Below are 18,322 nucleotides of genomic sequence, written 5' to 3' on the forward strand. Positions count from 1 at the left end.
ATGGCTCCGTGGTGGGGACGGAACCATTCTATGCGTCCTCGTGGCTGCACACTACATATTGCGGCGATACTGCCCACCGACCTCGAACAGCGCGGTCGTGATCTGGCCCAGCGAGCATACGCGCACCGCGTCCATCAGGCGCGCGAACACGTTCTCGTCGTCGATCGCGGCCTGGCGCAGGGCGGCCAGCGCGCCGGGCGCCGCATCGGCGTTGCGGCGCTGGAAGTCTTCCAGGCGCTGCAATGGCGACTGCTTTTCCTCGTCGGTCGAGCGGGCCAGTTCGATCGTGGCCGGCAGCGCGGCGCCCTTCGGGTTGCGGAAGGTATTGACGCCGATGATCGGCAGGCTGCCGTCGTGCTTGCGGTGCTCGTACAGCATCGACTCTTCCTGGATCTTGCCGCGCTGGTAGCCGGTCTCCATCGCGCCCAGTACCCCGCCGCGCTCGGCGATGCGCTCGAACTCCTGCAGCACCTGCTCTTCGACCAGGTCGGTCAGCTCGTCCATGATGAAGGCGCCCTGGTTCGGGTTCTCGTTCTTGGCCAGGCCCCATTCCCGGTTGATGATCAGCTGGATCGCCAGGGCCCGGCGCACCGATTCGTCGGTCGGCGTGGTGATCGCCTCGTCATAGGCATTGGTGTGCAGCGAATTGCAGTTGTCGTAGATCGCGATCAGCGCCTGCAGGGTGGTGCGGATGTCGTTGAAGTCGATCTCCTGCGCGTGCAGCGAGCGGCCCGAGGTCTGGATATGGTACTTGAGCTTCTGGCTGCGCTCGTTGGCGCCGTACTTGTCGCGCATGGCCACCGCCCAGATGCGGCGCGCCACGCGGCCCAGCACCGTGTATTCCGGGTCCATGCCGTTCGAGAAGAAGAACGACAGGTTCGGCGCGAAGTCGTCGATGTGCATGCCGCGCGCCAGGTAGGCTTCCACGAAAGTGAAGCCGTTCGACAGGGTGAACGCCAGCTGCGAGATCGGATTTGCGCCGGCTTCGGCGATGTGGTAGCCCGAGATCGACACCGAGTAAAAATTGCGCACGCCGTGCGTCACGAAATATTCCTGGATGTCTCCCATCACCTTCAGCGAGAACTCGGTCGAGAAGATGCAGGTGTTCTGGCCCTGGTCTTCCTTCAGGATGTCGGCCTGCACGGTGCCGCGCACGGCGGTGAGCACCCAGGCGCGGATGTGCTCCGCTTCTTCGGCGCTCGGCTGGCGCCCGTTGTTTTCCACGAACTTGTCCATCTGCTGGTCGATGGCGGTATTCATGAACATCGCCAGGATGGTCGGGGCCGGGCCGTTGATGGTCATCGAGACCGAGGTCGATGGGCTGCACAGGTCGAAGCCGTCGTACAGCACCTTCATGTCGTCCAGCGTCGCGATCGACACGCCCGAGTTGCCGACCTTGCCGTAGATGTCCGGACGCAGCGCCGGGTCGGCGCCGTACAGGGTCACCGAGTCGAAGGCGGTCGACAGGCGCTTGGCGTCCATGCCGGTCGAAACGAGCTTGAAACGGCGGTTGGTGCGGAAGGCGTCGCCCTCGCCGGCGAACATGCGGGTCGGATCCTCGCCCTCGCGCTTGAAGGGGAATACCCCGGCGGTGTACGGAAACGCACCTGGCACGTTTTCCAGCATCAGGAAGCGCAGGATTTCGCCATGGTCCTCGAAGCGCGGCAGCGCCACCTTGCGCACCGGATTGCCGGACAAGGTCGTCGAAATCAGGCGCGTGCGGATTTCCTTGTCGCGGATTTTCACCACGTGCTCTTCGCCCGCGTAGGTCGCCTGCAGCTGCGGCCAGGCGGCGACCAGCGCCCTGGCTTCGCCGTCCATGGCGTTGTCGCGCTCGGCGATCAGGTCATCGAGGTCGGCTGACTGAGCAACGCCCTTGCCGGCGGCAGCGAGCATGCGTTTGGCCTCCTGCAACTGCTGGCGCTCGCGCGCGAGCTGGACCTGCTTGCCGACCGTGCGGTGGTAGCCGCGCACGGTGTCGGCGATCTCGGCCAGGTAGCGGCTGCGCGCGGGCGGCACGATCACGTTCTTGCCGCTCGAGTAGCGCTGCGCCGGCGCCTGCAGCTTGCCGCTCTCGAGCGGCAAGCCCAGCTCGGCCAGTTTCGGCAGCAGGCCGTGGTACAGGGCAGTCACGCCGTCGTCGTTGAAGCGCGAGGCCTGGGTGCCGTAGACCGGCATCTGGTCCGGGCTCATCGACCACAGTTCGCGGTTGCGCTGGTATTGCTTGGCGACGTCGCGCAGCGCGTCGAGCGCGCCCTTGCGGTCGAACTTGTTGATCGCGATGAGATCGGCGAAATCGAGCATGTCGATCTTTTCGAGCTGCGAGGCGGCGCCGAATTCCGGGGTCATCACGTACATCGCGGTGTCGACGTGCGGCACGATGGCGGCGTCGCCCTGGCCGATGCCCGAGGTCTCGACGATCACGAGGTCGAAGCCGGCGACCTTGCAGGCGGCGATCACGTCGGGCAGGGCCTGCGAGATCTCGGAGCCCGCCTCGCGCGTGGCCAGCGAGCGCATGAACACGCGCTGCCGTCCGTTCCATGGATTGATCGCATTCATGCGGATGCGGTCGCCCAGCAGGGCGCCGCCCGACTTGCGGCGCGACGGGTCGATCGAGATCACGGCGATGTTCAGGCGGTCGCCCTGGTCGAGGCGGATGCGGCGGATCAGTTCATCGGTCAGCGACGATTTGCCGGCGCCGCCGGTCCCGGTGATGCCCAGGGTCGGCACGCGCAGCGTGTCGGCCGTGTCGAGGATCTCCTTGCGCAGCGCTGGCTCTACGCGATCGTTCTCGAGCGCCGTGATCAGCTGGGCCAGCGGGCGGTGGCGCGCCGCGATGTCGCCGCTGCGCAGCGCCGCGAGCGAGGTCGGGGCATAGGGCGACAGGTCGACGTCGCAGGCTTCGAGCATCGAGCGGATCATGCCGACCAGGCCCATTCGCTGGCCGTCTTCCGGGCTGAAGATGCGCGTCACGCCATACGCGTGCAGGTCCTCGATCTCGCTCGGGACGATCACCCCGCCTCCGCCGCCGAACACCTTGATGTGCTCGCCCCCGCGCTGGCGCAGCAGGTCGATCATGTACTTGAAGTATTCGACGTGGCCGCCCTGGTAGCTCGAGATGGCGATGCCCTGCACGTCCTCGGCCAGCGCCGCGGTGACCACCTCGTCGACCGAGCGGTTGTGGCCGAGGTGGATCACCTCGGCGCCGTTCGACTGCAGGATGCGGCGCATGATGTTGATCGAGGCGTCGTGGCCGTCGAACAGCGAGGCGGCGGTGACGAAACGGACCTTGTTCGCCAGGCGCGGCTGTTCGGGCAGGTTGAGCTTCGCTGCGGGTTTCGGCGCGGTGATGATGTCGTTCATGAGGGAAAAGTCCTTGTGAGCGGTGAGGACGCGATGCTGGTACGGTATCTGACGTTAACGTTAACGTCAAGCTCGCGGCGAAGTAATACGACTGCCTTCGATCCATTTCACATTGCGTATCTCTAATGCAACATTAAGTTCAATTTAGCAATCATCTTGTTATACTTGCTGCATAGGCGAGTGGCGCCGGTATTTCATGCAAAAGAAGAGACACGACAGATGCTGAAAAAAGTGGATTCTTCACAGCTCAGGGTGGGCATGTTCATCCACGACCTGGATTGCGGCTGGATGGAGCATCCGTTCGTACGCAACCAGTTCCTGATCACTAACGAGGCCGAGATCCGCAAGATCGTCGAGGCGCGCATCCGCGGCATCTTGATCGATTGCCGCCGCGGCCTGGACGTCGACGCGCCGACCGCCGACGACAGCGCGGCCGCCACCGAAGCCGAGGTAACGGCGCTGGCGCACACCGCCACGGCGTTCGCGCGCGTGCGGGTGCCGCTGGCCGAGGAATTGCAGCGCGCCATCCATGTGCGGCGCCAGGCCGGCGACCTGGTGCGCGCCGTGATGCGGGATGCGCGCCTGGGCAAGGCCGTCGAGCTGGACCAGGTGGGCCCGGTGGTGCAGAGCGTTACCGAATCGATCCTGCGCAACTCGGGCGCCTTGCCCAGCCTCCTGCGGCTCAAGAACAAGGACGACTATACCTTCCTGCATTCGGTGAGCGTGTGCGCGCTGCTGGTCGCCTTCTGCCGCTCGCGCGGCATGGACGAGGAAACCATCTACCAGGCCGGCCTGGGCGGCCTGCTGCACGACACCGGCAAGGCCATGGTGCCGGACGCCATCCTCAACAAGCAGGGCCGCCTGACCGACGCCGAATTCGACATCGTCAAGCGCCATCCGCGCGACGGCCACGACCTCCTGGTGAAGACGCCCGGCATCGGCCCGGTGCCGCTCGACATCACGCTGCACCACCATGAGCGGCGCGACGGCAGCGGCTATCCGGACCGCCAGGCGGGGGACGGCATCAGCGAGCTGGCGCAGATGGCGGCCATCGTCGACGTGTACGACGCGATCACGTCCGACCGCTGCTACCACAAGGGCATTCCGGCGGCCGAGGCGCTACGCAAGATCTACGAGTGGAGCAAGCACCACTTCGATCCGGTGCTGGTCCAGGAATTCATGCGCTGCGTCGGCATCTACCCGGTCGGCACCCTGGTGCTGCTGGAGTCGGGCCGGCTGGGCGTGGTTGTCGAGCCGCACGAATCGAGCCTGCTCACGCCGAAGGTGAACGTGTTCTTCCATGCGAAGAAGCAGGTCTATATCCGCCCCGAGACGGTCGACCTGTCGCGCGCGGTGGGCTTCGGCGGCGGCGACCGCATCGTGCGCCATGAGTCGGCCGCCAAGTGGCAGGTCGAGCCGCTGCGTTTCATGCAGCTGGCCGAGGCCTGAGCGCCGGCCATCCGCCGCGGCAGCGCAGGGCGGCGCCGACGACGATCGTCAAAAGAATTCGGCGGTGTCGTTGACGGCCACGGTCTGCAGCAGGCCGCCGGCGACCAGCTCTTCGTAGTGGCATACGCGGTTGCGGCCATGCGCCTTGGCGTAGTACAGGGCCTGGTCGGCGTGGCCGAGCGTGACCACCGGCGAATCGGCGGCGCTGACGCTGGTAAAGCCGATGCTGACGGTGACCCTGCCCACCTGCGGGAAGTCGTGGTGCTCGACGTCGGCGCGGAAGCGCTCGATGATGCGGCGGGCGTTCTCCAGGTTCGTCGAGCGCAGCAGCACCACGAATTCCTCGCCGCCGAAGCGGAATACCCGGTCCTGGGCGCGGAACGACGACTGCAGCAGGTTGGCGATCAGGATCAGCACCTCGTCGCCGTACAGGTGGCCGAAGCGGTCGTTGACGCCCTTGAAGTGGTCGACGTCGACCACCGCCAGCCACTGCTTTTCTTCGCCTTTGGGGTGGCGCCGCTCGGCCTGGCCGTGGGCCGTGGCGTCGGTCTCGGAGACGTGCAGCATGCGCGCCAGCTGGTCGTCGAAGGTCTTGCGGTTGAGCAGGCCCGTGAGCGAGTCGCGCTCGCTGTAGTCGAGCAGGTTCTGGAAGTTGCGGTACACGCTGACGATCCCGTCGACCATGTACAGCGCCTCGGGCGTGAACGGTTCGACGTGCACGATCTCGAGGCAGGTGTCGGGCTTGTCGCCAAACCAGATCGGCAGCCACAGGCGGCGCAGGCCGTCGGCGCCGATGCTTTCGGCGCGCGGTTCGTGGCGGCGCAGGCAGGCGCCCAGTTCGGGATACAGCGCAATGGGTTCGCCGGGACCGCTGTCCTGCGGCTCTTCGAGGCAGGCCACGCCACCCGCGTGGATGCAGGCGCGCGAACGCGCGAAGTACTGCCCGCCGACGCTGGCGATGGTGAGCACCCGGGTGCGGGCCGCGCCGGACAATTCCTGGACCGCTGAAATCACGGAAATGTCCAGCATGGTGTGATCGCGGTGGCCGGTCATGTCCACCATGTGTCGCAGCAGGGAATCCATGTCGTCGTTATCAGACCAAACAATAAGGGTACCGGGAGAGACTGCCCGCGCAGGGCGTGGAGCACAGGCGGACCGTCCTGAATGGACGTCCTGGGCCACGAACAGCGGTGCCGCATTTTCAGCGGTCGAGCAAAACAGCATAATACTTTTTTGTATTAACGGCAACTATTCTTGACAATTTTTATCCATCGTTTCCCACAATCCCACCATGTCGCCCGGCGAACTTGTTTCTTATCAGAAGCACGCATTTCCATACGGAAAAGTTGTGGGTAGTCAACTTGCCGTAGGGCACTAATCGGTAAAGTGAACTCACTGGCAAACGCAACACAGCAGTGGCGACGGGGCCCAGTCGCAGCCAGTATTTCCTCAACCATCATAAGGAGTTTGTCATGAGCACGATTACCTCCGCCATCAAAGCATTTTTCGCTGACGAAAACGGTGTGACCGCCATCGAGTATGGCCTGATCGCCGCCCTCATCGGCGTGGTGATGGCCGGTGTCGCCGGCGAAGTCGGCGACGAGATCAAGCTGGCCTTCGAGTACATCCGAGACCAGTTCGACACTCCAACTCCTCCGTAATCTGCCTGCCCCCCGGGACGCGGTTCGGCCCTGGGGGGCTTTTTTTTTCGGTTGGCCCCGCGCGGGTTGTCGGACCTGGCCCAGGCGGGGCTTTTTCAATCTCGAGGAACCCGATCATGGCTGTCGCACTTTACCTCGATACGCTGCTGCTGCTGCTGGTCAGCGCGGCGGCGCTCAAGGACCTGGAAAGTCGCCGCATCCCGAACCGGCTGCTGGCCGCCGGCATGCTCGGCGCCCTGGTCTTGCACTTGCTGTCGCCGCAACCGGTGGATGGGCTGCTCGCCTGGCTGGGCGGAGCGGCGACCGGACTGGCGGTCTTTCTTCCTTTTTACCTGATCCGCGGCATGGCAGCCGGGGACGTCAAGATGATGGCGGCCGTGGGCGCCTTCGCCGGCCCCGGCGACGCACTACGCATCGCCATCCTGGCCTGGTGCGCGGGCGGCGTGATGGCGCTCGCCGTGCTCGTCTTCAAGGGCCGCCTGCGCATGGCGTTGTCGAACCTGTGGGGGATCGTGCGGCCCGCGCTGTTGCGGCTGCCGCGCGCGCCGACGCCCGGCAGCGCCGGCGGTCCGCCCAGCGCCGGATCGATTCCCTACGGGGTGGCGATCGCCGCCGGCGCCATCGCCTTGCTGGTCAGCCGCTATGCCGATCGTCCATTTCTTTGATACCACCGTCCGGCCTTGTTCTGCCTTTGTTGGCCCTTTGTCAGGTATCAAGTGCCTGCTGGGGCTGCTCGCTAGAATCAAATCAAGGTCTTACGAAACATTTTCATGGCAGGAGGATTCATGATGGGAATGTTGTCGGCCACCACGGCCACCGCCGGGCACGATGCATCCTCGTTCGGGTCCGGGACCGGCGCGTCGTCCAGCGATGGCGACGTAGCCGCCGTGCTGCCACGCCAGCCGCGCACCGTACGCGACACCGGGCTCGATCCGCGCCTGGTGACGGGGCTGGTGCTCAAGGTCCTGCATGCGGGCGGCAAGACGCCGCTATCCAGGCTCACCGGACGCTTGCGGTTGTCGGTCAGCGTGGTGCGCGAAGTGCTGCAGGGCCTGGTCGCCGGCCAGCAGGCTGAAGTCGCTTATTCGGGCGAGACCGATCTCGACGTGCACTACCAGCTCACCGCCGCCGGCGCGCGCGCCGCGGGCGAGCACCTGGCCGAGTCGCGCTATGTTGGCCCTGCGCCGGTGACGCTGGCGGCCTGGCGCGCGGCGGTGGCGCAGCAGTCGCAGCGCCAGCCGGACGCGCCGCGCGTGGCGCGCGCCGAACTCGAAGCGGTGCTCGACGGCGACGGCCTGGAACCGGCGATGCGCGAGCTGATCGGCGCGGCCCTGTATTCCGGCCGTCCGCTGCTGCTGTACGGCCCGTCCGGCAGCGGCAAGACCACCCTGGCGCGCAAGTTCGCCCGCCTGCGCCGGGATCCGATCGCGGTGCCGTACGCGGTGCTGGTCAACCACGAGATCGTGCAGCTGCACGATCCGGCCCTGCATCCGCCGCCGCTGCAGATGCGCGGCCTGGAAGAGCGCCGCAGCTGCGACGCGCGCTGGGCCCTGAGCCAGCGGCCGCTGGTGCACGTCGGCGCCGAGCTTACGCGTGACATGCTGGAACTGCGGGTGGACGCCGCCAGCGGCGTGCTGCGCGCGCCGCCCCACATCCTGGCCAACAATGGACTGCTGGTGCTGGACGACCTGGGACGTCAACGGATGCCGGCCGGCGAGCTGCTGCACCGCTGGCTGGGCGCGCTCGAGGCCGGCCAGGACCACGTGACGGTGCCGCACGGCCCGAGCCACGCGCTGCCGTTCGACGCCAACCTGGTGCTGGCCACCAGCCTGGCGCCCGAATCGGTGCTGGACGACGCCTGCCTGCGCCGCATCGGCTACCGCATCGCCGTCGGGCCGCTGTCCGAATCGAATTACCGCGCGCTGCTGCGGCGCCAGGCGCGGTTGCGCCGCATCGACTTCGACGAAACGGCATTCGACTTTCTTGTCGACGAACTGCATCGCCGCACGCGGCGCCCGCTGCTGGCTGCCTGGCCGCACGAGCTGCTGGGGCGGATCGCCGACTTTGCCGGCTTCGCCGGCCGCGCGCCGCGCTGCGACGTGGACGGCCTGGTCCAGGCCTGGAGCAGTCTGTTTGGAGCCAGCGCCCTGCCGCCCGCGCTGCCTTGTGCACCGAACCCGCCGGCGGCGGATGCAGCAGACAAGGAAGGGGATGCGTGATGAAGAACAAACGTGCCGTGACCATGATGGCACTGGCGGTGGTGCTGGGCCTGCTGGCGGTGGCGCTGGCGGCAAGCTGGCTGCTCAATGCCCCGGGTGCGAGCGCCGGCCGGATCGTCGTCGCCAAGGCCGACGTCGACATCGGGCAACGCCTGACACCCGAGATGTTCAAGCTGGCCGACTGGCCGGCCGACAGCGTGCCGAAGGGCGCCTTTACCGATCCGGCGCCGCTGGGCGGACGGGTATTGCGCAGCAGCCTGCTCGCGGGCGAACCGATCAGCGAAGCCAAGCTGGCTCCGGCCGGCACCCTGGGGGGCCTGTCGGCCCTGATCACCGAGGGCAAGCGCGCGATCACGGTGCGCGTCAATGACGTGATCGGGGTGGCCGGCTTCACCCTGCCAGGCAACTACGTCGACATCATCGTCAGTACCGAAACCATGCTGGAGCCGAACGCGGCCCGGGCGCGCGAGCAGAGCATCTCGAAGATCGTGCTGGAGCGGATCCTGGTGCTGGCGGTGGCGCAGGAAGTGAGCCGCGACGAGACCAAGCCCAGGGTGGTCAATGCCGTCACGCTCGAGGTGACCCCGGCCGAGGCCGAAAAACTGGACCTGGCGCGCAGCGTGGGCACCCTGTCGCTGGCGCTGCGCAACCAGGTCGATCCGGCCGCCGCCGCCACCCTCGGCGCGACCAAGGAAAACCTGTTGCCCACGATCGCCGCCGCCGCGCCGCCGCCGGTGGTGCGGGCCCCGCCGCGGCCGCGCGTGCAGCAGGTGCGCGCGCCGGCCCCGCCCAAGCGCGACTGCATCAGCGTCATCAATGGCCTGCACGCCTCGCAGGAATGCTTCTGACCACCGACTGGACCGATCATGAAACGACGTTCTCCGATCGCATTGCGCGTCGCCCTTGCCGCCGTCCTCGCAGCGCTGGCCGGCCCGGCCCTGGCCAGCGCCGCGCCCACCACCGCCGCCATCCAACAGGCGGCGGAACCGAAGCCGGCGCCCAAGAAACCGGCGCCCACCCGCAGCGCGGGCGAGCCGCCCGCGCATGCTGCCGAAGGATGCCGCGGCGAGGCGGCGCGGCCGGCCACGATGGCGCTCCAGATGGGCAAGTCGACCATGCTGCGCCTGCCCGAGAAGGTGGCCCGGCGCAGCGTCGGCAACCCGGCCGTGGTGCAGGCCATGCTGGTCGCCCCCGACACCTTGTACATCGCCGCCGTCGATGTCGGCAGCACCAATATGATCGTGCAGGGCCGTAGCGGCTTGTGCAGCGTGATCGACATCACCATCGCGATGGACCCGAGCGGGCTGGAAGCCACGCTCAAGGCCGCCATGCCGGACGAGCAGGACATCCGCGTGATGGCGGCCAACGACAGCCTGATCCTGACCGGCACCGTCAGCGACGCCGCCGCCGTGCAGCGTGCGGTGGAACTGGCCGGCGCCTACGTGCGTCGCCCGCTGCGCCAGCTGCCGGCGGCCGACAAGGAAAACGATACCGACGGCGTGATCGTGGTGGGAAGGAATGGCGGCGGGGGCGGCGCGGCGGGTGGCGCCGGCGCCCGGGTGGTCAACCTGCTGGCGGTGAGCGCGCCGCAGCAGGTGCAGCTCGAGGTCAAGGTGGCCGAGGTCTCGCGCACCCTGCTCGAACGGCTCGAGACCGGCACCCGCTTCAGTTTCGGCTCCGGCAGCTGGACCACCACCCTGGCCACCGATTTCCTGACCGGCCTGGCGCGCGGCAGCCTGTCGGGGCTCAAGACCAATGGCAACCGCTTCGCCATCGAGGCCGACAAGCTCGATGGCCTGGTGCGTATCCTGGCCGAGCCGAACGTGCTGGCCATCAGCGGCCAGGAAGGCTCGTTCCTGGCCGGAGGCAAGTTCTACATCCCGGTGTCGCAGGACGACGACCGCGTCACGCTGGAAGAGAAGGAATTCGGGGTCGGCGTACGCTTCACCCCGACCGTTCTGTCGGGCGGGCGCATCAACCTGAAGGTGTCGCCCGAGGTGTCCGAACTGTCGCGCGAAGGGATCGGCATCACCGCCACCGGCATCAACGGCACCGCGATCATGCCGCTGGTGACCACGCGCCGCGCCAGCACCACGGTGCAGCTGCACGACGGCCAGAGCTTCGCGATCGGCGGCCTGGTGCGCAACAACCTGATCGCCAACATGAAGGGCTTGCCGGGCCTGGGCGAGATTCCGGTGCTGGGCGCGCTGTTTCGCAGCACCGACTACCAGCAGGACCGCACCGAGCTGGTGTTCGTGATCACGGCGCGCCTGGTCAAGCCGCTGCCGGGCGGCAGCCACGTGCTGCCCACCGACGGCCATGTCGTGCCGTCGCGCGCCGGCCTGATGCTGGGCGGGCGGCTGGAAGGGGAGCCGTCCGCCGCCGCAGCGCCGGCCGCGGTATCCAGTCCGGTATCCGGGACGGCATCCGGTAATTTCGAACTGACGCCGGCGGCTTCGAACTGACATAGGGGAATGCGATGCGAACCACATTCAAACGATGGGCGGTGCTGGCGCTGCTCGCCTGCGGCGCGCCGGGGTGCGTCTCGACCACGCCGGACTGGGATGCGCGCTTCGGCGCGGCCACCCGCAGCAACCTGGCGGCCCAGGTGCTCGACCCGAGCGGCGCCGCCAGCCGCGATCCCGCCCTGGGCCTCGATGGCCGCGCCGCGCGCGCCGCCATCGACAACTACCAGCGCTCGTTCGCCCGGCCGGAACTTGGGCCGCCGGCGGCGATGGTGGACCAGTGATGGACGCGCGCGGAGCAGAAGTCCCTCGTCCGGAGTTGCCATGAGAGCGCTCCTGATCAGCCGTGACAGTCACTTGTACGCGGAGCTGGCCTCGCAGGGCGCGGCGCGGGTGCCGCCCCTGCATCTGGCCGCCACCCGCGCCAGCCTGCGCGAAGCGCTCGACCGCCCGGAACCGGACGCCCCGCAACTGGTGATCGTCGACGCCAGCGGGCTGGAACCGCTGGAGGCCGCGTTGCTCGAGCGCCTGGGCCGCCAGTACCCGGGTTCGCAGTTGATGCTGCTCACCAACCAGCACCAGCCCGACCTGTTGATCACGGCGATGCGCGCCGGCGTGCGCGAGCTGCTGCAATTGCCGCTGGTGCACCGCGCCTTCCATGAGGCGATGGACCGGATCGCCACCGCTGCCGGCGTGTCGAGCCTGCGCGAAGGCAAGGTGCTGGCCTTCATCGCCTGCAAGGGCGGCAGTGGCGCCACCTTCATCTCGGCCAACTTCGGCTATGCGCTGGCCACGCTGGCGGGCAAGAAGGTCTTGCTCATCGACCTGCACGGCCAGTTCGGCGACGCCGCCCTGTACGTGTCGGACCAGAAGCCGGCCATGACGATGTCGGACGTGTGCGCCCAGATCGCGCGCGTGGACGGGCCCTTCCTCGAATCGTGCCTGGTGCACGTCACGCCGGGTTTTGGCGTGCTGGCCGCGGCCGACGATCCCGGCCACGCGAAAGAGGCCAAGCCGGAGCACATCGATACCATCCTGCGCGTGGCGCGCCAGAACTACGACTACGTGCTGCTCGACGTCGGGCGCCAGATCGATGCAGTGTCGCTGCGCGCGCTGGACGTCACCGACACCATCTATCCGGTGCTGCAGCTGGCGCTGCCCGACATCCGCGACGCGCGGCGCCTGCTCGACATCTTCCGTTCGCTGGGCTACGTGCTGGACAACATCCGCCTGATCGTCAACCGCTACGAGAAGGGCGGCAAGCTGCGCCTGCAAGACCTGCATGCGGCGCTCGGCTGCGAGGTGGTGCACACCTTCCCCAACGACTACGTCGCGGTGACCGATTCGGTGAACCAGGGCGTGCCGGTGCTGCAGTTGTCGCGCTCGAGCTTCGCCGCGCGCAGCCTGGCCGAAATGGTCGAGCTGGTGACCGCGCACCGGGTCCAGGAAAGCCGCGGGCTGCTGGACCGCCTGTTCGGGCGCCAGGACGACGCTTATTGATCCTGTTACTGATCCTATTATTGATCCCGTTACGAAAGACGCAATATGTCCCTTCGCGAACGACTTGCCTTGTCCGGCCAGGAGCGCATCACCAGCGTCGGCGTCGAGCTGCAGGATGCGCCGAACCAGGCCTATCAGGAACTCAAGAAGCTGATGCACCAGATGATCCTCGACCGGATCGACCTGGAGCGGCTCAAGCGCCTGACCGCCGAGCAGTTCAAGCACGAGCTGGCGCTGCTGGTCCAGCGCATCATCGAGGACGAGCGCATCGTCCTCAACCAGCACGAGCGGCACCACCTGGTGCTCGACATCCAGCACGAGATGCTGGGCTTCGGCCCGCTCGAGCCGCTGCTGTCCGACCCCTCGATCTCGGACATCCTGGTCAATACCGCCAACAAGGTCTACGTCGAGCGCCACGGCCGGCTGGAACTGACCGAGATCACCTTCCACGACAACGCCCACCTGATGAAGATCATCGAAAAGATCGTCTCGCGCGTTGGCCGCCGGGTGGACGAGTCGAGCCCGATGGTCGACGCCAGGCTGCCGGACGGCTCGCGGGTGAACGCGATCATTCCGCCGCTGGCGGTGGACGGGCCGATCCTGTCGATCCGCCGCTTCGGCGGCAGCCCGCTGACGGTGCAGAACCTGCTCGACTATAAAAGCATGACCCAGCCCATGATCCGGGTGCTGGAAGGGCTGGGCATGGCCAAGGTCAACATCCTGATCTCGGGCGGCACCGGCAGCGGCAAGACCACCCTGCTCAACCTGATCTCGGGCTTCATCCCGGCCACCGAACGGGTGGTGACGATCGAGGACGCGGCCGAGCTGCAGCTGCGCCAGCCGCACGTGGTGCGCCTGGAGACGCGACCGGCCAACATCGAGGGCAAGGGCGAGGTGCCGCAGCGCGCGCTGGTGCGCAACGCGCTGCGCATGCGGCCCGACCGCATCATCCTGGGCGAGGTGCGCGGCCCGGAAGCGCTCGACATGCTGCAGGCGATGAACACCGGCCACGAAGGGTCGCTGGCCACCATCCACTCGAACACGCCGCGCGACGCGCTGTCGCGGCTGGAGAATATGGTCAGCATGGCGGCGGTGAACCTGACGCCGCGCGCGATCCGCCAGCAGATCGTGTCGGCGGTGACGGTGGTGGTGCAGGTCTCGCGCCTGACCGACGGCACGCGCAAGCTGGTCAGCCTGCAGGAAATCACCGGCATGGAGGGCGAGATCATCTCGATGCAGGAGATCTTCCGCTTCGAGCAGAGCGGGGTCGACGTCGACGGCAAGGTGCTGGGTCACTTCAGCGCCACCGGCGTGCGTCCGCGTTTCGCCGACCGCCTCAAGCTGTTTGGGGTCCCGGTGCCGGACGATTCGTTCGATCCCGACCGCAGGTTTGACTGAACTTGAATGACTGAAGCGAGCGACTGAGGGCGCATATGGACGGTTTGTTCTATGGTTTCGTGGTGCTGGTGTTCGCGGCCGTGATCCTGGCGGTCGAGGGCTTCTATCTGTGGTGGATGAGCACCCATGGCGCGGCGGCGCGCCGCATCGCGCGCCGCCTGCAGATCATGTCCGGCGGCGTGAGCGGCCGCAGCGGCGAAAGGATCTCGATCCTCAAGCAGCGCCGCTACAGCCGCATCGAGGCGCTGGACCGCCTGCTGCATCGCTTGACGCTGGCCCGGCGCATCGATGCGCTGCTGGTGCAGGCCGGCGCCACCTGGTCGGTCGGCCAGTTCCTCGCCGGCTCGCTCGGCTGCCTGGTGGCGGCCCTGGTGCTGACCTCGGGCGCCGTCAGTTCCGTCGCCGTGCCGCTGCCGGCGCGCCTCCTGGCCTGCATCGGCGGCCTGCTCCTGCCCTGGTGGCTGCTGCACCGCATGCGCATGCGACGCCTGGTGCGCATCGAGCACCAGCTGCCCGAGGCCGCCGACTTCATCGCGCGCGCGCTGCGCGCCGGCCACTCGTTCACCAACGTGCTGCAAATCGTCGGCAACGAGCTGCCCGAGCCGCTGGCCGGCGAGTTCCGCATCACGCGCGAGGAAATCAACTACGGCGTGCCGATGAACGAGGCCCTGCACGGCCTGGCCGAACGCATCCCGCTGACCGATCTGCGCTACCTGATCATCGCGGTGCTGATCCAGCGCGAATCGGGCGGCAACCTGGCTGAAATCCTCGGCAACATCAGCCAGATCATCCGCGCTCGCCTGAAGCTGGTGGCGCACGTGCGCGTGCTGTCGGCCGAGGGACGCATGTCGGCCTGGATCCTGGGCCTGCTGCCGTTCGGCGTAATGGGCGTGATGCTGGTCAGCAGCCCGGCCTACGTGCGCATGCTGTGGACCGATCCGTCCGGGGTGCGCCTGCTGTGGTACGGCCTTGGCATGATCGTGTTCGGCGTGCTGTGGCTGCGCAAGACCATCCGCATCCGCGTGTGAGGCCCCCATGACTTCTTCCCAACTGATTTTCCTGCTGATCGTCTTCGTCGTCGTCTGCCTGCTGGTCTGGGTCGCGCTGGTGCTGTTCGCGCCGCTGGCCCTGCGCGAGCGCCTGCGCCGCTTCCTCGGCCCGCGCACCGGGCAGGAAGCGGGGGTGCGCTGGATCGAGCGCGTCGCCAGCGTTGCCCGTCCCCTCACCCGGCTGTCGATCCCCGAGGAAGGCTGGGAAAAATCGACCTTGCGCACCCGTTTCATGAACGCCGGCTGGCGCAACCCTTCGGCGCCGACCCTGTACTTCGCGTCCAAGACCGCGCTTGCGCTCCTGATGCCGGCCATGTGCGCGCCATTCCTGGTGCTGTATGGGTCGTCCCTCAGCGGCGGCAAGGTGCTGGGCATCCTGCTGCTGGGCGCCGCCTTCGGCTACTACGCCCCGAACGCGGTGCTCGAGCGCGTGGTGCAGCGGCGCCGGCGCGAGATTTTCGAGACCATCCCCGACGCGCTCGACCTCTTGACCGTCTGCGTCGAGGCCGGCCTGAGCCTGGAGCGGGCGCTGGTCAAGGTGGCGGCCGAAATCCACATCAAGAGCGTGGTGCTGTCGCAGGAGCTGCAACTGGTGCTGATGGAGATGCGCGCGGGCTTTTCCAAGGAAAAGGCGCTACGTAACTTCGCGCTGCGCTCGGGCGTGGACGACGTCGACACCCTGGTCGCGATGCTGATCCAGTCCGAGCGCTTCGGCACCAGCGTCGGCGACTCGCTGCGCGTGCATGCCGAGAACCTGCGCCACAAGCGGCGCGTGATGGCCGAGGAAACCGCGGCCAAGATCGGTCTCAAGCTGCTGTTCCCGCTGATCTTCTGCATTTTTCCGACGCTGCTGATGGTCCTGCTCGGACCGGCCGCGATCCAGATCTCGCGCACCCTGGGTTCCTTGCCCTTCGCGCGCTAAAAGGAGTCTCCCATGCGACGCACCCTCAAGATGACCCGCCTTGCGCTGCTGTGCGCCGGCCTGATGGCCTGCTCGCCGTTCGGCTGGCGCGCCGCCCTCGACACCGGCGCGCAGGCCGAGCAGATCTATCGTACCGGCCGCGCGCAGCACCTGGCCCAGCAGCCGGACGCCGCGCGCGGCGCCTACGAGGCCGTGCTGCGGCTCGATCCCGGCCATCCCGGCGCGCGCAACGGCCTGGCGACCCTGCACGCCGAAGGAGGGGAACTGGAACGGGCGACTGCCATCTGGCGCGAGCTGACGGCGCCGATCGGGCTGGATGCGGGACCGGGAAAGGCATATTTGTTCGCCAACCTGGGGCAGGCTTACCTGCTGGGCGGCGCGTACGAGGAAGCGCGGGGCGCGCTGGAACGGGCTTGCCTGCTCGACCCGCTCGATCCGCGCGCCTGGCAGTTGCTGGGCGACGCCCTGGCGGCGCTGGGACAGGCCGAGCGCGCCGCGCAGATGGACAAGCAGGCGGCGGCGCTGCGCGGGCACGACCTGCGGGCCGACTTCGCCGCCGCCAGCGGCGGCACCAGCAAGGTCGCTTCGATCGGCCAGGCGCTGGCCAAGCCTGCCGCACTACAGCCTGACCTGCAGCCCGGCTTGCAGCCTGTGCTGCAGCCCGCCTTGCAGCAACACCCCGACTGGGCCCAGGCCTACGTCCACGTCGCGGCCGACGGCATGATGGAATTACGGCGCTTGCCGGCCTTGCGGCAGGCGCCGCGGCCCGCAGCGCCTGCCGCGGAGGTCGCGCGCCTGGAGATCCGCAACGGCAATGGCGTGAGCGGCATGGCGCGCGCGCTGTCCAATCGCATCGATGAACCCGGCATCCGGGTGACGCGCGTGTCGAACGAGCCGGGCTTCGGGGTAGCGCACACCCGCATCGAATACGAGGCGCCCCATGCCGGCGCCGCGCGCAGGCTGGCGCAGCGCCTGGGTCACACCCGACTGCAAGAAGTCGACCTTGGTGCGCCCTTCAACCTGCGGCTGGTGCTGGGCCGCGACCTGGCGCGCCACGGCACGGCCCTGCGCCTGGCGCCGCCCACGCCGGCGGCGGACCAGCAGCGGTTGGCTTACCGGTAGCGTTCCAGCCACCAGCCGTATTGCGGCGGCAGGATGGCGAACGGGTTTTCCACGCCCAGTTCCTTGGCCGCGCGGAAGGTGTAGTGCGGGTCGGCCAGGTGTTCGCGGCCGACCATCACCAGGTCCATCTGCTCATCATTCACCGCCTGGTTGGCCACCTGCGGGTCGCCGATATACCAGGACGACGCCACCGGCAGGCCGGCCTCGTCCCTCACGCGCTTGGCGACCGGCGCCAGGAAGCCCGAACCCCAGGGAATCTTGACGTCGGGGACGGTGAAGTTGACGCTCACGTTCAGCATGTCCAGGCCGCCCGCGCGCATGCGGCGGGTCAGCTCGATCGATTCGGCCAGCGTCTCTTCGTCGCGACCGTCGTATTCGATCACGCCCATGCGCGCTGTCAGCGGCAGGTGCTGCGGCCATACCTCGCGCACCGCGGCCAGGGTCTCGAGCAGGAAGCGTCCGCGGCCATCGAGGTCGCCGCCGTACGCGTCGGTGCGGCGGTTCGAATGCGGCGACAGGAAGGATTGCGCCAGGTAGCCGTGGGCGAAGTGCAGCTCCAGCCATTCGAAGCCGGCGGCCAGGGCGCGCCGCGCGGCGTCGACGAAGCCCTGGCGCACGCGTGCGATGTCGTCCAGGGTCATCTCGTGCGGCACTTTCGGCAGGTCGCCGCCGAAGGCGACGGCGGATGGGCCGATGGTCTGCCAGCCGTCCGGCGCGTCGTTCGGGATGTGCGCGTTGCCGTCCCACGGACGGTTGGCGCTCGCCTTGCGACCGGCGTGGCCGATCTGGATGCCGGCCACCGCACCGGCGGCCTTGATGCTGGCGGCGATGGCGGCCATGCCGGTCACCTGTTCGTCGTTCCACAGGCCAGCGCAGCCCGGGGTGATGCGGCCTTCCGGCGTGACGGCCGTGGCTTCGACGATCACCAGGCCGGCGCCGCCGCGCGCGATCGACGCATAGTGGGCGCGGTGCCAGTCATTGGTCACGCCGTCGATGGCGCTGTACTGGCACATTGGCGGCACCGCGATGCGGTTGCGCAGGGTGACGGATTTGAGGGTGAAGGGAGTGAATAATGCGGTCATTGGTGCTTTCCAAGTGATGCTTCAACACGCAGCGGCGAGAACGATGAGAACGCGATGAGAACGGCGCGCTGGCGCGCCGGCAGCAAGTGGCG

At 67.9% G+C, this 18,322-nt stretch carries 15 protein-coding genes; 12 read left to right on the forward strand and 3 right to left on the reverse strand.

The window, feature by feature from the left end; all coding sequences use genetic code 11:
* Positions 1–51: 51 nt before the first annotated feature.
* Positions 52–3,363 (reverse strand): fused isobutyryl-CoA mutase/GTPase IcmF, encoded by a 3,312-nt coding sequence (gene icmF, locus ABIB38_RS01940; protein WP_429201294.1) that lies wholly within the window; start codon positions 3,361–3,363, stop codon positions 52–54.
* A gap of 219 nt (positions 3,364–3,582) precedes the next feature.
* On the opposite strand from icmF, the gene ABIB38_RS01945 reads away from it, so the two are divergent.
* Positions 3,583–4,812 carry an HD-GYP domain-containing protein gene (locus ABIB38_RS01945; protein WP_429201296.1) on the forward strand — a complete coding sequence of 410 codons (1,230 nt, stop codon included), beginning with the start codon at positions 3,583–3,585 and terminating at the stop codon, positions 4,810–4,812.
* Positions 4,813–4,860: 48 nt separating this feature from the next.
* On the opposite strand, the gene ABIB38_RS01950 is transcribed toward ABIB38_RS01945, so the two are convergent.
* Positions 4,861–5,895, reverse strand: coding sequence for a GGDEF domain-containing protein (locus ABIB38_RS01950; RefSeq protein ID WP_429201297.1), 1,035 nt, complete (start codon positions 5,893–5,895; stop codon positions 4,861–4,863).
* A 389-nt stretch (positions 5,896–6,284) separates the two neighbouring features.
* On the opposite strand from ABIB38_RS01950, the gene ABIB38_RS01955 reads away from it, so the two are divergent.
* The 11 genes from ABIB38_RS01955 to ABIB38_RS02005 all read left to right on the forward strand — a co-directional run bounded on the left by ABIB38_RS01955 (position 6,285) and on the right by ABIB38_RS02005 (position 17,148).
* Positions 6,285–6,473, forward strand: a complete 189-nt coding sequence (locus ABIB38_RS01955) for a Flp family type IVb pilin (protein WP_429201299.1) — start codon at positions 6,285–6,287, stop codon at positions 6,471–6,473.
* A gap of 116 nt (positions 6,474–6,589) precedes the next feature.
* On the forward strand, positions 6,590–7,138 hold the full coding sequence (locus tag ABIB38_RS01960) for an A24 family peptidase (protein WP_429201301.1): 549 nt from the start codon (positions 6,590–6,592) through the stop codon (positions 7,136–7,138).
* Between the two features lie 120 nt (positions 7,139–7,258).
* Positions 7,259–8,692: an ATP-binding protein gene (locus tag ABIB38_RS01965; RefSeq protein WP_429201303.1), complete on the forward strand. Its 1,434-nt coding sequence runs from the start codon at positions 7,259–7,261 to the stop codon at positions 8,690–8,692.
* A complete protein-coding gene (gene cpaB, locus ABIB38_RS01970) occupies positions 8,692–9,540 on the forward strand; it encodes a Flp pilus assembly protein CpaB (protein WP_429201305.1) in 849 nt (282 codons plus the stop codon). Before ABIB38_RS01965 ends, cpaB begins: the two co-directional genes overlap by 1 nt.
* An 18-nt stretch (positions 9,541–9,558) precedes the next feature.
* On the forward strand, positions 9,559–11,157 hold the full coding sequence (locus ABIB38_RS01975; RefSeq protein ID WP_429201307.1) for a type II and III secretion system protein family protein: 1,599 nt from the start codon (positions 9,559–9,561) through the stop codon (positions 11,155–11,157).
* Between the two features lie 14 nt (positions 11,158–11,171).
* Positions 11,172–11,441 carry a hypothetical protein gene (locus ABIB38_RS01980; protein ID WP_429201309.1) on the forward strand — a complete coding sequence of 90 codons (270 nt, stop codon included), beginning with the start codon at positions 11,172–11,174 and terminating at the stop codon, positions 11,439–11,441.
* A 40-nt stretch (positions 11,442–11,481) separates the two neighbouring features.
* Positions 11,482–12,657, forward strand: coding sequence for an AAA family ATPase (locus ABIB38_RS01985; RefSeq protein WP_429201311.1), 1,176 nt, complete (start codon positions 11,482–11,484; stop codon positions 12,655–12,657).
* 45 nt (positions 12,658–12,702) lie between these two features.
* Positions 12,703–14,055, forward strand: coding sequence for a CpaF family protein (locus tag ABIB38_RS01990; RefSeq protein ID WP_429201313.1), 1,353 nt, complete (start codon positions 12,703–12,705; stop codon positions 14,053–14,055).
* A 35-nt stretch (positions 14,056–14,090) separates the two neighbouring features.
* Positions 14,091–15,083 (forward strand): type II secretion system F family protein, encoded by a 993-nt coding sequence (locus ABIB38_RS01995; RefSeq protein ID WP_429201314.1) that lies wholly within the window; start codon positions 14,091–14,093, stop codon positions 15,081–15,083.
* Positions 15,084–15,090: 7 nt separating this feature from the next.
* The gene (locus ABIB38_RS02000) at positions 15,091–16,026 is read left to right on the forward strand and encodes a type II secretion system F family protein (protein WP_429201316.1); all 936 of its coding nucleotides are present in this window, start codon (positions 15,091–15,093) and stop codon (positions 16,024–16,026) included.
* A 12-nt stretch (positions 16,027–16,038) separates the two neighbouring features.
* On the forward strand, positions 16,039–17,148 hold the full coding sequence (locus ABIB38_RS02005; protein ID WP_429201318.1) for a LytR C-terminal domain-containing protein: 1,110 nt from the start codon (positions 16,039–16,041) through the stop codon (positions 17,146–17,148).
* Here the strand turns inward: ABIB38_RS02005 and ABIB38_RS02010 are convergent.
* Positions 17,139–18,230, reverse strand: a complete 1,092-nt coding sequence (locus ABIB38_RS02010; protein ID WP_429201320.1) for an NADH:flavin oxidoreductase/NADH oxidase — start codon at positions 18,228–18,230, stop codon at positions 17,139–17,141. The genes ABIB38_RS02005 and ABIB38_RS02010 overlap by 10 nt on opposite strands.
* Between the last annotated feature and the right edge of the window lie 92 nt (positions 18,231–18,322).

This window comes from Massilia sp. UYP11 (assembly GCF_050434805.1).
GTDB lineage: Bacteria > Pseudomonadota > Gammaproteobacteria > Burkholderiales > Burkholderiaceae_D > Telluria.

What these genes read in the sequence shown, in the direction of transcription:
- icmF (WP_429201294.1), bottom strand. Translation starts at nt 3,363, where the DNA reads ATGAACGACATCATCACCGCGCCGAAACCCGCAGCGAAGCTCAACCTG.
- ABIB38_RS01945 (WP_429201296.1), top strand. Translation starts at nt 3,583, where the DNA reads ATGCTGAAAAAAGTGGATTCTTCACAGCTCAGGGTGGGCATGTTCATC.
- ABIB38_RS01950 (WP_429201297.1), bottom strand. Translation starts at nt 5,895, where the DNA reads ATGGATTCCCTGCTGCGACACATGGTGGACATGACCGGCCACCGCGAT.
- ABIB38_RS01955 (WP_429201299.1), top strand. Translation starts at nt 6,285, where the DNA reads ATGAGCACGATTACCTCCGCCATCAAAGCATTTTTCGCTGACGAAAAC.
- ABIB38_RS01960 (WP_429201301.1), top strand. Translation starts at nt 6,590, where the DNA reads ATGGCTGTCGCACTTTACCTCGATACGCTGCTGCTGCTGCTGGTCAGC.
- ABIB38_RS01965 (WP_429201303.1), top strand. Translation starts at nt 7,259, where the DNA reads ATGATGGGAATGTTGTCGGCCACCACGGCCACCGCCGGGCACGATGCA.
- cpaB (WP_429201305.1), top strand. Translation starts at nt 8,692, where the DNA reads ATGAAGAACAAACGTGCCGTGACCATGATGGCACTGGCGGTGGTGCTG.
- ABIB38_RS01975 (WP_429201307.1), top strand. Translation starts at nt 9,559, where the DNA reads ATGAAACGACGTTCTCCGATCGCATTGCGCGTCGCCCTTGCCGCCGTC.
- ABIB38_RS01980 (WP_429201309.1), top strand. Translation starts at nt 11,172, where the DNA reads ATGCGAACCACATTCAAACGATGGGCGGTGCTGGCGCTGCTCGCCTGC.
- ABIB38_RS01985 (WP_429201311.1), top strand. Translation starts at nt 11,482, where the DNA reads ATGAGAGCGCTCCTGATCAGCCGTGACAGTCACTTGTACGCGGAGCTG.
- ABIB38_RS01990 (WP_429201313.1), top strand. Translation starts at nt 12,703, where the DNA reads ATGTCCCTTCGCGAACGACTTGCCTTGTCCGGCCAGGAGCGCATCACC.
- ABIB38_RS01995 (WP_429201314.1), top strand. Translation starts at nt 14,091, where the DNA reads ATGGACGGTTTGTTCTATGGTTTCGTGGTGCTGGTGTTCGCGGCCGTG.
- ABIB38_RS02000 (WP_429201316.1), top strand. Translation starts at nt 15,091, where the DNA reads ATGACTTCTTCCCAACTGATTTTCCTGCTGATCGTCTTCGTCGTCGTC.
- ABIB38_RS02005 (WP_429201318.1), top strand. Translation starts at nt 16,039, where the DNA reads ATGCGACGCACCCTCAAGATGACCCGCCTTGCGCTGCTGTGCGCCGGC.
- ABIB38_RS02010 (WP_429201320.1), bottom strand. Translation starts at nt 18,230, where the DNA reads ATGACCGCATTATTCACTCCCTTCACCCTCAAATCCGTCACCCTGCGC.